A 14,005-nucleotide genomic window follows, 5' to 3' on the forward strand; every position below is an offset into this window, starting at 1 on the left:
CGGGGGTTTCCCGCAGCGCCTTCGGGCGCTCCACTTCATTGAGGCGACCGCGGCGGCTGGCTGCCTCACGGCGGGTTCGGCTGGTACTCGCAGCGCCTACGGACGCTGCACTTCATTGAGGCGGCATGTGGACGCGACCCCGCAACGAGGGGCTATGGCCCGCAACGCCTTCAGGCGCTGCACTTCATTGAGGTTTCCGACTAGCCCTCGCGCTGGGTATGACCGTCGGCGACCCGCAGCGGCTTCAGGCGCTGCACTTCATTGAGGCTCCCATGGGTCGGCAATCCATGGCCGTGATCGCGACTCCACCCACAGGGCATTCGGGCGCTGCACTTCATTGAGGCATCTACGGCCAGGCCCGCTAGGACGACGCGGCCGCGGCCGCCCGCAGCGCCTTCGGGCGCTGCACTTCATTGAGGCGCCTTCTTCGCGTTCGCCTGGCTGTGGTTCACGCACGAGCCCGCAGCGCCTTTGGGCGCCGTTCATTGAGGCCTGCCGACTGAGGCGTGCTGGGTCATCGCGGATGCCGTCCCGCGGCACACCTTCGTAATCTTGGTTTCAGAACGACCCGCAGCGCCCTCGGGCGCTGCACTTGATTAAGGCAGGTGCGCCCAGCCCAGGTTGTGGCCGCGCCCATAGCCCGCAGCGACTTCGGGGCGCTGCACTTCATTGAGGCGACCCCGACGAAACCCGCGACGCGCGCATCTTTAACCCGCAGCGGGCGCTGCACCTCATTGAGGCGGCGTCAAGGAGGCTATCTCAGCAGCCGTACAGCTAGCCGCAGCGCCTCCGAGCGCTGCACTTCATTGAGGCCCCCTGGATTAGCCCCTGGCCCAGCCCCTGGACCCTCGGCCCCGCAGCGCCTTCGGGCGCTGCACTTCATTGAGGCGGCGGCGACGCCAATGAACGCGGCGCGGGCAACACCCCGCAGTGCCTTCGGGCTGCACTACATTGAGGCTGGAACGTCGTCGACGTCGAGGTGAGCCAGCTGCCCCCGCAGCGCCTTCGGGTGCTGCACTTCATTGAGGCCCGATCGAGATATCCCAGCCTTTCGGGCCGTTCTCAAGGCCCGCAGCGCCTTCGGGCGCTGCACTTCATTTAGGCACCTGCAGGAAGTTCGCCATCTTGCCAACCTTGCGATCAACCCGCAGCGCCTTCGGGCGCTGCACTTCGTTGAGGAAGGGTGCCGACTCCGATCACATTGGCAGGCGACGGAACCCGCAGCGCCTGAAGGCGCTGCACTTCATTGAGGCTTGCGGGCGTCCTGCACGGCGAGCCAAGCGGCGGTGCGCCCGCAGCGCCCTCCGGGCGCTGCACTTCATTGAGGCGTCGGAGTCGCTGGATTACGCCAGATGGTTTCCATCCGCCCGCAGCGCCTTCGGGCGCTGCACTTCATTGAGGCGTCCCCAACGTGCGCCCGGCCCGCCGCTGGCGTAACCCCGCAGCCTTCGGACGCTGCACTTCATTGAGGCCCGAACTTCGGCGCGCAGTCGGAATACGAAGCGGTCTACGGGCCCGCAGCGCCTTCGGCCGGTGTACTTCATAAGGGCCAGGGCAAGCAGTTCGAACGGCGGGTCCCGGTCTTCGCGGTGCCCGCAGCGCCTTCGGGCGCTGTGTTGCACTTCATTGCGGCGACTCCGACATCACGCTGGCCCCGCGCGGTGTCACCGATCCCGCAGTGCCTTCGGGCGCCGCACTTCATTGAGGCATCGCTGTCAACTCCGTCTGAATCGGGGTTCTGGCCCAAATTTCGTGAGCCCGATCGCCGTGTCAGTCAGCCACTCAACAGGATTCGCTTCCTCAGCAAGTCCGGCTTGGCGCGGCCGAACATCTGCCGCTTCAGCATCTTGATCCGATTGACGTGCCCCTCGACCGCTCCGCTGCTCCAGCTCATGGTGAGGCCAGCTGTGACCGCATCCTGATCGCGGCGCAAGCCGCGAACGAAGGAGTGCAGTGCCGGCTGATCGTCGGCGTCGACGCTGCTCATCCATTGTTCAAGTTCCCGGCCGCGGCGCTCGGTCATGATCGTGGCGAACCCTCGGACGTGGCCGGTCAGCGATTCCATTTCGGGACTGTAGGCCAGGATCGCGTCGAGCCGTCGTTGGTCGTCGGGGTCGATGTTGGCGGGATCGGTCATGATCCATGCGGTGACCTTCCGGACTGTCGGTGGTTTCGGTGGCGGTGCCGGGATGTGCGCGGTCGTCCGGAATGGCTGGAGGTAGGCGCGGACCATGTTCGTTTTGCCCTGGTAGCCGCGTGAGTGGATCTCTTCGAACAGCTTGGCGGCGTTGGTGCAGCCCTCGTTCCACCGTTGGTGCAGGTAGGGCTTGAATTCGTCGAGCAGACCTGCGCGGTAGCCGGTTTGGTTGTTGACCAGCAGTTCCTCCGGGGACTCGGCGCGGGCGAACCGGCGGACAGTGCCGCGCGCCAGCCCGAGCCGGATGCCGATGCCCCGGATGGTCTCGCCTTCGGCAAGCAGCGCATGGACGTTGGTGTAGCGCTGGCGGGTGCGGACCGCAGTGCGGTCCTGCCGCAGCGGCGGTTCGATCGGCCCGTGGCGCAGACCGGCCGCGACGTCTGCGATGTCAGGAAGTTGCGGCTCGTGATCAAGGTCGACCGCGACGTTCAAGCAGGCTCGGTACCGGGCAACGGTGCGTTCGACGGCTTCGCCGAGGTTGTGCCAGATGTGCCATCGATCCGCGACCTGGATCGCCTGCGGTGCGCCTTTCGCGGCAGCTTCGGCGTAGGCGCCGGCGCGATCGCGGCAGACGATCTCGATACCTGGATGCTGGCGGAGCCAAGCCGCGAGGGTGTCGGCGGTGCGGTCAGTGAGCACGTCGACCGGCCGCCGGGTGGTCATGTCGATCAGGATCGTTCCGTAGTTGTGTCCGCGGCGCAGCGCGAAGTCGTCGACACCCAGCACGCTGGGCGTGACCTGTTCCGGGTCGGGTAGCGCTCGAATCTGCCGGAGCAGGGTCATCCGACTCACCTTCGCGGCAAGGTGTCCAGTCAGTCTGGCGCCAGGTCGACCTCCCAGTGCCAGCGCGACCGCGCATAACATCCGCTGCAACAGCAGCGTCCGCCGCCCGTAGCGGGCGGCGAGCTGCGGAACCTGCTCGGCGAAAGTCCTCTTCCCGCAGTCGGAGTTGTCGCAGAACAACCGGCGGACCCGCAGTACGATCACGACCTCCCGGCCCGTGATCGAGGTGTCGGACAACCGCCGCTGATACCGGCTGTGAACACGCCGCAACGGCGTCGAGCAGCCAGGACACCTCGCCAGTTCCTCGGCAGTGGCCGCGTCGATCCGGACCGTGGAACCGGCAGCACGGACCGCACAGATCTCTAGCCCGTCGAGGTGCGGAAACAAGATCCTCAGCACTCCAAGATCAGAGCACCCGGCATCCCGTCAACCATCAAGCGCCCCAGCAGATCCCGAGCTGGGTCAATCACGAAGACTGTGCCAGAACCAGTCTTCAGGCGGAAGCGACAATCGCCTTGTGCGCCAGGAACTTCGCGTTGGACTGGCCCGCAGCGTCTTCAGGCGCTGCACTTCATTGAGGCGCCTCGGCCGGTCCATGCCCTCGGTCGTCATGCCCCGCAGCGCTTTCAGGCGCTGCACTTCATTGAGGCCAGGCCGATACCCAACCGAAGTGCTCAGTCAGGCCTTGGGGCGCTGCACTTCGATCGGACCGCTACTGAGTAGTCGGCTGTGCGCGTGAGAGCACGGGATCTGACTCGAAGTTATCTGCCCCCCGAGCCTCCGCGAGAGCAAGCCCACACCGCAACATCCGGCAAGCCTTCGCGACACGAATCCAGTGGTCAAGGTTATACCGTTCTCCTGGTAGACGGTCCAACACGTAGTTCATGAGCGTGTCGGACGGAGCGCTCGCAGGGGTTCACGTTCGTGCTGGTCAGCGGGTATGGTTTGGGGACCCTCCCGCGCGGCAGCTTCGGGCGCCGCACTTCATTGAGGCACGACCTTCACTTATGAGGCTGAGGCGTGGGGCAGCATCCCGCGGCGCCTTCGGGCGCTGCACTTCATTGAGGCGACGCGTACGTGCGAGGTGTGGCCGCGATCCTCACCCCCGCAACGCCTTCGGGCGCTGCACTTCATTGAGGCAGCGTCTCGGGGTCCGGTGTGGTCAGCGCGTTATACGCTCGCATCGTTTTCAGACGCTGCACTTCATTGAGGCTTGATCCACGCCGCGACATTGGACACCGGATCGAACAGGTCTCGCATCGCCTTCAGGCGCTGCACTTCATTGAGGCCCGCCGAGCAGTTGCAGTGCCAGCCAGTGGGCGCCCGCCCCGCAGCGCCTTCGGGCGCTGCACTTCATTGAGGCCCCGGCGAAAAGGCCGAGGTGTGGAAACAGCGGATCATCCCCGCAGCGCCTTCAGGCGCTGCACTTCATTGAGGCCACAACGGCGGCCTCGACGGACACACCAGCGCGGGCCCTCCGCAGCGCCTTCGGGCGCTGCACTTCATTGAGGCCGCGAGGCCACCCTCGCCCGGCGCAACACTGACAAGACCCGCAGCGCCTTCGGGCGCTGCACTTCATTGAGGAGAAACGAACTTCGGTCCGTCGCAGGTAGTCATGCAACCCGCAGCGCCTTCGGACGCTACACTTCATCGAGGCCGCAATGCCGAATCTTTTTCTCCCGCAAAATATTCCCCGCAGCGCCTTCGGACGCTGTACTTCATTGAGGCAGCATGGTCACGCGGTCGGTGCGTATCCATCCCTGGACCCGCAGGCGCTGCACATCATTGAGGCCACCAGTGGTCGCAGATGACGACGACTGGCCCGTGGGCCCGCAGCGCTTTCAGGCGCTGCACTTCACTGAGGCGATGCCGGCGGCTGGCTGCCTGACGGCGGGTTCGGCTGAAACTCGCAGCGCCTGCGGGCGCTGCACTTCATTGAGGCACCGCCCACGATGTTCTTCTGACCTGCCGCCAGCGCGGCGCCCCGCAGCACCTTCGGGCGCTGCACATCATTGAGGCCGCAACTTCCTGCACATCCCCCGGCCACCCCCGCAGCACCATGCGCGTGCGAGTACGGAATCTGGCTCCGTAGTTATCTGACCCTGAGCCTCCGCGAGAGCTAACCCACACCACAAAATCCGGCGAGCCCTCGCAGCACGAATCCGCTGGTCAACGTCATACCGTTCCCCTACTAGACGGTCTGACACGTAGTTCATGAGCGTGTCGGACGCAGCGCTCGCACGGGTTCACGTTCGTGCTGGTCAGTGGGTACTATTTCGGGACCCTCTCGCATCGCCTTCAGGCGCTGCACTTCATTGAGGCACGAACACAGGTCCGTCCGGTGCAGCGTGATCGGGACCTCGCATTGCCTTCAGGCGCTGCACTTCATTCAGGCGATAGAAGCATATCCAGTTCGGCGGCGACGCGAGACGCCCAGAGAGCTGATCGCCGCGCGCTCCTGCGCACACGCCAGTATTCAGCCCGCGGGGGTTTCCCGCAGCGCTTCGGGCGCTGCACTTCATTGCGGCACACGCAACCCTGTGCCGGGCGTAGTGCCAACTGCTCCTGCAGCGCCTTCGGGCACCACTCTTCATTGAGACGCGCTTGTATTCAACGGCACCCCGCTGACCCGCCACTTCTCGCAGCACGTTCGGGCGCTGCACTTCATTGAGGCCTGACCGGTGCGGCCTCGGTAATCGGCAAGGAGTGGGCCCGCATCGCTGCGCCCTGTGCAGTCCCGAGGGCCGCCTCACCAGCCGATGAACGTGCTCAACTGCCGATGGCCGGTTGCTCCGACTGCAAAACTGCCCACGATCCGGCTAACGTTCACTCAAACTAGTTGGCGCGCCGTAATCGCAGCAATGGGGCCCTCGTCCCCACCGTGGCTCGCTCCGACTGCCCAGGCATCGTTGGGCCCGGCTATACGCGCACCTAGCGGCACAGAAAGGTATCCAGCCACCCGTAGTCGCCCGGTACACCGAGTCCGTCCCCGCACCTAAGTGGTACGACAGGCACCACGTCTAAGTGGTCCCGATAGGGGAGGTCCGTGCGTGGGGTTTCAGCTACGACCACACCGGCGACGGCCATTTCAAGCCAATGCTCGTTCGCGCCGATGGAGGGATGCGCGCGATACCGTCCCACCCGGCCGCCGACCCTCAAGACCTTATTCGCTGGGCTTCTGATGTCGACGGCCTGGACCGCAAGGCTGTCGCTGAGTCCGAACGCTATCCGTCGAGCACGAGTGGGCTGGTCGACGTGCTCGTCCGAGAGGTCGACCAGCTGATCTGCTCGGCGGCTGAGCTAGAACGCGCCGCCAATGCAACCGGCGACGGTCGGCCTCGATGATATGGATACCCCCGGCCGACCCTGGGGGCACCAGGTCTGGCGGTCCCACCGATGATGTGGGACCCCCGGCATACCCGGTGATGCCCATGCCAGCCGCCACCCCATCGGGTCCCATCGGTGCACGTCGGGCGAATTTATGCCCACTAGATGGCAAGTGGCCACCGACCACCCGATATCCTCTGCGCTGTGACCAGTGGTGACGGTTTGGTGAGTACATTGGTATCTCCATGTGCTCGCGGATCACCTCGTGCTCGATCACCGCCGTCTCCGGGTCCGGGTAGATCCCCACCGGATCGTGGCGATCCATCGAGGACAAACCGGCATCCGACCAGACCCACCGGTCGGCCAGCACGATCCCCTTCTGCTGGCGCCGGTATTTGCGGAACTCGTTGGCGAAGCTGTAGGTACAGGACCCGACGAAGTAGGACTTCAAGCCAAGCTGTCCCGGGCCCGGCATCCAGCCGACACCGGCCTGCAGCTCCTTCTGTACCTTGACCGCCGCTTCGGCCACGGCCAGGCGCACGATCTGCGCCGGTGCAGCTCATCCAGTGCCAGCCGCCGACGTTCGGCCGCCGAGGCCGCCGGGTCCAGCACGATCCCCTTGTCCCACAGGACCGAGAAGATCCGGCCGCTGCGTGACCAAGTGTTCAGCACCGACGAGCCGTGTTTGACCAGTGTCCGCACCGACTCGGTCCAGACCGGGCCGCAGAATCCGGCGCCGGTGAGGGCGTCGTAGAGGCGGATGTCGCCGACCACGCGGTCACGGTCGTCGGCGACCTATCTAGACAATCGGGGCCGGACAGCACGCCGCACGCCCCGGGTTCCCTGCTTAGGGATCCTGGGGACGTTCTGCCTGCTCGCCCGCACCGGCCACTCGCCTCGCGGGTTGGACGTCGTGTCCGGTACGACGACGGCAAAGGGTCCGCCGCCCTCGACCAGGGCGGCGGACCCTGTGTGCCGGTTCAACTTGGTGTCGCGGAAGACCACGAACAGTTCGAGCACCGATCACCAACACGGTGACCGCGGCCTGCCAATCGACCAGCACCCGGCCGCGACCGCCCGCGACACTGCGATCCCCAAGGCGGTCAGCGGATGCAGATCTTCCTCCTGCGGCGGATCCGGACCAGGACCCAAACCTCACCACGGATCCCATTCGGCGATTCATCGCCGATGCCATGCGCGGCGCCACCTGAACAAGCGCGGTCTCGTCCAATCCTGCCTGTCGCAGGTTCCCGTAGAGTGTCGAGCGCCGAAGTCGTCACCAACCTGCCAGCAAGCAGCAATGCGCGACTCTATTCTGTCCGCCCTCAGCAGAACTCGCGTCGGCCGACCGATCAGCCTGACGATGGCACGTCCACAACTTGGCACGCCGTCGGCACGCCCCCGGACATCGGCTCCCGATGACCGCCTCCAGCCTGTGAAAGGGTGACTACCCCTGAGGGCGGGTGTCCGAGGGCCGCTGTGTGAGGCGTCCCTGCGCCTCACTACAAGTTCACGTTTGGTCGTGCACGAGCAGGTCGAGCGGCCGAAGCTTCGTAGTCCACATGTAGTTCTCGATGAAGGGCTCGACGAAACGCATCGGGACACGCATGTTCGGGCAGGCCAGCGCGGTAGAACTCAACGCTCCGTACGCATTGCACAGGTCGTACTCGTGGCTGCGACGCCATTGTTCGTGTTTAGGAGTGTCAGGTGCGGCGATGGCCATGAGCTCGGGCCCGCGTTCTGCCCAGCACCCCCAACGCCGCGACTCCCGTGATCACCACGACATCGGAAAGCTGGTGGATCATCGACGCCCTACCCTCGGGACAGAGCTCATTGGTCGCTGCTGCATAGTCGTCGGATGTCGCGTCCACGCTCAGCGAAAACGACGGATACAGATCCCAATGGGCTGGAAAGTTCAGCGATCCGGGGCCGGGGTCGATGGTCACCACGTCGATGATGTCATCGCCGTGCATCCGCGCGAGAGCACTGAGCGCCGGCCACGCATACCGTGACAGCCCGGTCTCGAACTCCATGAACATCGTTCTCGAACAGCCCTGTTTGAAGACGTCCTCGGGGAACCTGCGATCCACCTCGAAGAACGCATCAGCCCGCGCACGCACACCGTCGTAGTCGTCCTGGCGCCGATGCAGGTATCCACTGCCTGCCAACCCTGTCTCCCTTGCCTTTTCGTTCGTGCGAGCGTGGCGCCTTCTGCGACAGCAGCGCACCTGCCACTAGCCATCCGAGCCTCGCAGCGGAGATCCTGCCGCATGAGGCTGTCGCTGCCACCTTCACGTCTGACTACGCGAGGCGATGCGGATGTCGGTGCCTGACGACATGATCGCTGGCGTGAGCTACGACATGCTGGTGTGGGAGGTCGACAAGCCTGTGGACTTCGGAAATCACTCTCGGGCGACATACTTCGCGTGCCGGGCGAGGGGCCGACTGACTCCCACAACCAATCCAGCCTGCGCACAGAAGAACGAGCGAATCAGCGCCGCCGACCAACCCCTTGCCCTTCAGACCTCGTGGGAGCACGATCACCCGGTGAACGGCGATTCCGCTGTGCGGGCGATGACGAACAGTCGGTCCCCACGGGACGGGCTGTCGACAATCTCGATCTTGTCGCCGATACCGCTGGCAAGGGCAAGGGCGGCCTCGACCGCCTGAGCCTGACAGTCATCGAGATTGCATGCGACGTCGCGCAGGTCAACCAGATCGCCGGCGGCGACTCTTGTCGCCACGCGCAGTAGGAGACCCGCAGTGCCACCGAGCTGTAGAGCCTCGGGTTCGACACTCAAGCCTGACCAGTCCACGGTCGTGTACCACCACGGCCCGCTCCCTGTACCGAGGAAGTCGATATCGATGTTCGCACGCACCGCCGGATGCTCCAGCAAGCCCGCGACGACCAGGAGTCGATACCCGCCCGGTCGAGTCGGCGTGACCGGTCATCGGCTGGGCACCCCCTCAACAGCAGCCGGCGCCGTTGCCCGGGGGTACCCTCCGCCGGAGACGGCGTGGCGCAGCGGCGCTTCAACCGACGGTCCTGAGTATCACGTACTGAGAGTACCTCCGGCCGCATCGTCGGCCCGTGGCACGATCCAGACGGCCCACGCGCTTGTCCCCACAGCATCTGATCGGTGATCGCAAAGAACGCCCGTGCCTCTACATGGCAGGGATCGACCTGTGCGCGACTGCTCAGATGCGGCCATGGACTGAAGCCGCTTCTCCTGACTTCGGTGACCCTGCAACAATCTGGCCATGAGCCAGGGGGGAGTCGAACGACGCCGCAACCAACATGGCCAGCAACGGATCGGCTTTGGTCGACGCGCTGGAGCATGTGGTCGTCGACTATATCCGGATGAACGCTGACATCGTCGACCGCAACCGCTACGGCGACCCCGAGTGGTCTTATCGGTCGGCTTACCATCTGCTTCTCGACCACGGACGCTTCTTCACCCCGACAGCCCGGCCTAGCGATGTCTCGAAATTGCCTGACCGGTTTTGCTACCAGAACGCCGTCACCACGGCCTACGCGTACGGGGACCACGGACTGTTGTACGCCGAGGGCTTCGCTTGTAGTCGTGCTGCCGCTGGGATCCCGATCCAGCACGCCTGGTGTGTCCTTCCGGACGGCACGGTTGTGGATCCAACGTGGGAACCGACAGCCGATGTGTACTTCGGTGTCGCGGTAACAGATCCAGCGTTGTGGCCTAGCGATGGCGGTGGACTTCTGTCCGACTTCGAGCGCTGCCTGCCGTTGCTCCGGGACCGGTTACCTGCCGACATGCTCGGGTCGGTAGGTCGCAAACACTCCTAGTCGCGTCGAGCACTGGACATTTGGGCCGCAGTGCGACCGTGGCTGATTCCTTCCGATCCAGGCTTTAAGGCACGACCGCCAGAAGGCACCGAGTACAGGATCGACCCCAGGACCCCGAAACCCCCTACCAGTAGCAGCTCGGCAACGCCGAGAAGTTCGTCAGCGGACGAATCGGGAAGAGCTACTTCGACGTCGGCCAATCCTGATCACTCCATGTGCACCGACGGACCGAAGCCGCCAAACTCCTCGACGATCTTCGTGACCCTCACCGCGGCTTGGCCGGCATCGTCGTCGGTGAGGGTACCCGCTGCTGGTTCGGCAACCAGTTCAGCCTCGTCGCGCCCCGCATCCACGTCTACAACGTCTCGATCTGGGTCCCCGAACTCGCGGCGGCTACGACCCTGACAACGTCACCACACCATGATGATGAACATGCTCGGCGGACTCAGCGAGCCCGAACGCCAGCACGTCCAGACAACGCACGCGCGCCAGCATGAACGCCCGAGTCCTCAACGAAGGCCGACACCAAGGCGGACGTCCGCCGTACGGCTATCTGTCGTCAGTTCTCGAGCAGGTCATCCCCAAGGAAGAGCCGTGAATCCGCAGGTAGACCACTTCTTAGGACGATGATGGGCACATTCGTTTTGTGACCGTTTTTGTGACCGTTTTGAGGGTGATGAGCCGGTATCCAGGGTGATCCCCGGTGAAGACAGCGGCCCCGCGCCGGAATTCTCCGATGCGGGGCCGCAAGCGAAAAGTACTGCTAGAAGCTACTTTTCACACACTCGACAGCACTACTTCTGCGCGGCCTTGTACTCACGACGACGGCGGTGCAGGATCGGCTCGGTGTAGCCGTTGGGCTGCTTGGTGCCCTCGAGCACCAGCTCCTTGGCCGCCTGGAAGGCGATCGAGGCGTCGAAGTTCGGCGCCATCGGGCGATAGGCCTTGTCGCCGGCGTTCTGGCGGTCGACGACGGGGGCCATGCGCTCGAGGCTGGCGATCACGTCGGCCTCGGTGACGACGCCGTGGCGCAGCCAGTTCGCAACCAGCTGGCTCGAGATACGCAGCGTGGCACGATCTTCCATCAGGCCGATGTCGTTGATGTCGGGCACCTTGGAGCAGCCGACACCGTGATCGATCCAGCGGACCACGTAGCCCAGGATGCCCTGGGAGTTGTTGTCCAGCTCCTGCCGCTTCTCCTCGTCGGACCAGTCGATGGACTGGGCCAGCGGGATCTCGAGGATCTGGTCGACGGTGGCACGCGGGCCGCCCTTGGCGATCTCGGACTGCCGCTTGAACACGTCCACCAGGTGGTAGTGGGTGGCGTGCAGGGTGGCGGCGGTCGGCGAGGGCACCCACGCGGTGTTGGCGCCCGACTTCGGGTGCACGATCTTCTGCTCGAGCATGCCTGCCATCAGGTCGGGCATGGCCCACATGCCCTTGCCGATCTGGGCCTTGCCGGGCAGGCCCTTGGCCAGGCCGGTGTCGACGTTCCAGTCCTCGTAGGAGGTGATCCAGGTCTGGGTCTTCATCTCGGCCTTGCGGACCATCGGCCCGGCCTCCATGGAGGTGTGGATCTCGTCGCCGGTGCGGTCGAGGAAGCCGGTGTTGATGAACACCACGCGATCCTTGGCGGCCTCGATCGACGCGGCGAGGTTGACCGTGGTGCGGCGCTCCTCATCCATGATGCCGACCTTGAGGGTGTTGCGGGTCAGGCCGAGGACGTCCTCGATCCGGCCGAACAGCTCGTTGGTGAACGCGGCCTCGTCGGGGCCGTGCATCTTCGGCTTCACGATGTAGACCGAGCCGGTGCGGGTGTTGGCGCGCTGGGTGTCGCCGTTGAGCGAGTGCACGGCGATCAGCGAGGTGATCAGGCCGTCCATGATGCCCTCGGGGACCTCGTTGCCCTGCGCGTCGATGATCGCGTCGGAGGTCATCAGGTGGCCCACGTTGCGCACGAACAGCAGCGAACGGCCGTGCAGCACCAGCTCGGAACCGTCGAGCGCGGTGAACACGCGGTCGGGGTTCATGGTGCGGGTGAAGGTCTTGCCGCCCTTGGTGACCTCTTCGGCCAGGTCACCCTTCATCAGGCCGAGCCAGTTGCGGTAACAGACGACCTTGTCCTCGGCGTCGACCGCGGCGACCGAGTCCTCGAAGTCCATGATCGTGGTGAGCGCGGACTCGAGCACGATGTCCTTGACACCGGCGGTGTCGGTCGAGCCGATCGGCGAGTTCGCGTCGATCTGGATCTCGATGTGCAGGCCGTTGTGCTTGAGCAGCACCGAGGTCGGGGCCTCGGGGTCGCCCAGGTAGCCGACGAGCTGCGACGGGTCGGCCAGGCCGATGTCGGTGCCGTCTTCCAGGCCGATCTCGAGCTCGCCGTCGACGATCTTGTAGTACGACGAACCGATGTGCGAGCCGGTGATCAGGGTGACGGCGTCGTCGAGGAAGTTACGGCCCCACTCGATGACCTTGTCGCCGCGCACGCGGTTGTAGCCGGTGCCCTTCTCGGCGCCGTTGGCCTCGGAGATGGCGTCGGTGCCGTAGAGCGCGTCGTAGAGCGAGCCCCAGCGCGCGTTGGCGGCGTTGATCGCGAAGCGCGCGTTCATCACCGGCACCACGAGCTGCGGGCCCGCGGTGGTGGCGATCTCGGCGTCGACGTTGCCGGTGCCGATCTGGAACGGGGCGGGCTCGGGACGCAGGTAACCGATCTCGGTCAGGAACTCCTTGTAGGCGCCCTTGTCGTAGCCGGCGCCCGGGCTCTCCTGGTGCCAGGCGTCGAGCTTGCCCTGGATCTCGTCGCGTTCGGCCAGCAGGGCGCGGTTGCGCGGGGCGAGGTCGTTGACGACCTGCTCGGCGCCGGCCCAGAACGCGGCGGAATCTACGCCGGTACCGGGGAGCGCCTCGTTCTCGATGAAATCGTGGAGAACGCTGGCCACCTGGAGCCCGCCGACCTGAATCCGCTCTGTCATCTACTGCCTCACTTTTGAGAAAGCCGGGTGGGAAAAGTCGATGTCATGTTACCCGTGGGTAGTGGTGACACCTCGTGTGGGTTCGAACGCCGCAGGAGCGCCGTCCATTCCGCCACGCCGAGACGCCGGGGTCGGCGCGTGGGCGTGGCGGGCCACCTCTTGATTGTAGGCACCCGGCGAATTAATGTACTGACCGGAACATTTCTCGGCGGTCAGCCCTGGTCGCCCGGCGGAGTGGAGGCACGGTGAGCGTCGCGCAGCCCGGCGAACCCGTCGCTCCCGTCCGGCGCCGTGGGCGCCCACCCGCCGCTGACCCCGGCGCGGCGGGCACCGGTGATCGCATCCGCGCCGCCGCCCTGGATCTGTTCGCCGAACGTGGCTTCCACGCCACCGGCGTCGCCGAGATCGGCGCCAAGGCCGACGTCCAGCGCGGCGCGCTGTACTACCACATCGGCTCCAAGGAAGAGCTGCTGTGGGAGATCCTCGGCGACTACACCAGGCTGCTGCTCGACGACGCCGAACGCATCGTCGCGGCGAACGCCGATCCGGTCGAGACCCTGCGCCTGCTCATCCGCAGTCATGTGGAGCTGATCGTCACGCACCGGCGCGCGGTGGCCGTGCACCTGCGCGACGCGAACGCGCTCACCGGACGACGCGCCACCGAACTGCAGCAGTTGCGAGACCGGCTCCAGCACCACTGGCAGGACGTCATCGATGCGGGCTACGCCACGGGGCAGCTGCGCACCGCCGATCATGTCGTCACCAACGGCCTGCTCGGCATGCTGAACTCGCTCGGCTTCTGGTACCGCGAGCGTGGTGCGCACTCCCCCACCGAGATCGCCGAGATCCTCACCGACACCGTCCTGTCCGGGCTCACCGGCACCGGCGACAACACGAAAGGCTGAC

9 protein-coding genes and 1 CRISPR repeat array are annotated in these 14,005 nt (G+C 65.4%); of the genes, 2 read left to right on the plus strand and 7 right to left on the minus strand.

Translation table 11 applies throughout. The annotated features are described in order from the left end of the window. Positions 1–1,774: 1,774 nt before the first annotated feature. From ACFVAV_RS11325 to ACFVAV_RS11345, 5 genes are all read right to left on the minus strand, one after another. Positions 1,775–3,379, minus strand: coding sequence for an ISL3 family transposase (locus ACFVAV_RS11325; protein WP_379033669.1), 1,605 nt, complete (start codon positions 3,377–3,379; stop codon positions 1,775–1,777). A gap of 559 nt (positions 3,380–3,938) precedes the next feature. Then, positions 3,939–4,922: a CRISPR direct-repeat array (repeat unit 29 nt; unit sequence CGCCTTCGGGCGCTGCACTTCATTGAGGC). A 1,832-nt stretch (positions 4,923–6,754) separates the two neighbouring features. Beyond that, positions 6,755–7,081, minus strand: coding sequence for a hypothetical protein (locus tag ACFVAV_RS11330; RefSeq protein ID WP_379033672.1), 327 nt, complete (start codon positions 7,079–7,081; stop codon positions 6,755–6,757). Between the two features lie 736 nt (positions 7,082–7,817). Further along, positions 7,818–8,030, minus strand: coding sequence for a hypothetical protein (locus ACFVAV_RS11335; RefSeq protein WP_379033675.1), 213 nt, complete (start codon positions 8,028–8,030; stop codon positions 7,818–7,820). Next, the gene (locus ACFVAV_RS11340) at positions 8,011–8,475 is read right to left on the minus strand and encodes a hypothetical protein (protein ID WP_379033678.1); all 465 of its coding nucleotides are present in this window, start codon (positions 8,473–8,475) and stop codon (positions 8,011–8,013) included. The genes ACFVAV_RS11335 and ACFVAV_RS11340 overlap by 20 nt, the downstream gene beginning before the upstream one ends. Positions 8,476–8,847: 372 nt before the next feature. Beyond that, entirely contained in the window at positions 8,848–9,186 is a 339-nt protein-coding gene (locus ACFVAV_RS11345) for a hypothetical protein (protein WP_379033681.1), read from the minus strand. Between the two features lie 419 nt (positions 9,187–9,605). Between ACFVAV_RS11345 and ACFVAV_RS11350 the strand changes: the two genes are divergently transcribed. Continuing rightward, entirely contained in the window at positions 9,606–10,127 is a 522-nt protein-coding gene (locus ACFVAV_RS11350; protein WP_379033684.1) for a hypothetical protein, read from the plus strand. Between the two features lie 206 nt (positions 10,128–10,333). Here ACFVAV_RS11350 and ACFVAV_RS11355 read toward each other — a convergent pair whose 3' ends face one another. Then, the gene (locus ACFVAV_RS11355) at positions 10,334–10,480 is read right to left on the minus strand and encodes a hypothetical protein (RefSeq protein ID WP_379033687.1); all 147 of its coding nucleotides are present in this window, start codon (positions 10,478–10,480) and stop codon (positions 10,334–10,336) included. 441 nt (positions 10,481–10,921) lie between these two features. Then, complete coding sequence (locus tag ACFVAV_RS11360) at positions 10,922–13,099, minus strand: malate synthase G (RefSeq protein ID WP_379033690.1); 2,178 nt, start codon at positions 13,097–13,099, stop codon at positions 10,922–10,924. 245 nt (positions 13,100–13,344) lie between these two features. Between ACFVAV_RS11360 and ACFVAV_RS11365 the strand changes: the two genes are divergently transcribed. After that, positions 13,345–14,004 (plus strand): TetR/AcrR family transcriptional regulator, encoded by a 660-nt coding sequence (locus tag ACFVAV_RS11365; RefSeq protein WP_379033693.1) that lies wholly within the window; start codon positions 13,345–13,347, stop codon positions 14,002–14,004. The last annotated feature ends 1 nt before the right edge of the window (position 14,005 follow it).

It is taken from the genome of Nocardia sp. NPDC057663, from assembly GCF_042799895.1.
Lineage (GTDB): Bacteria > Actinomycetota > Actinomycetes > Mycobacteriales > Mycobacteriaceae > Nocardia.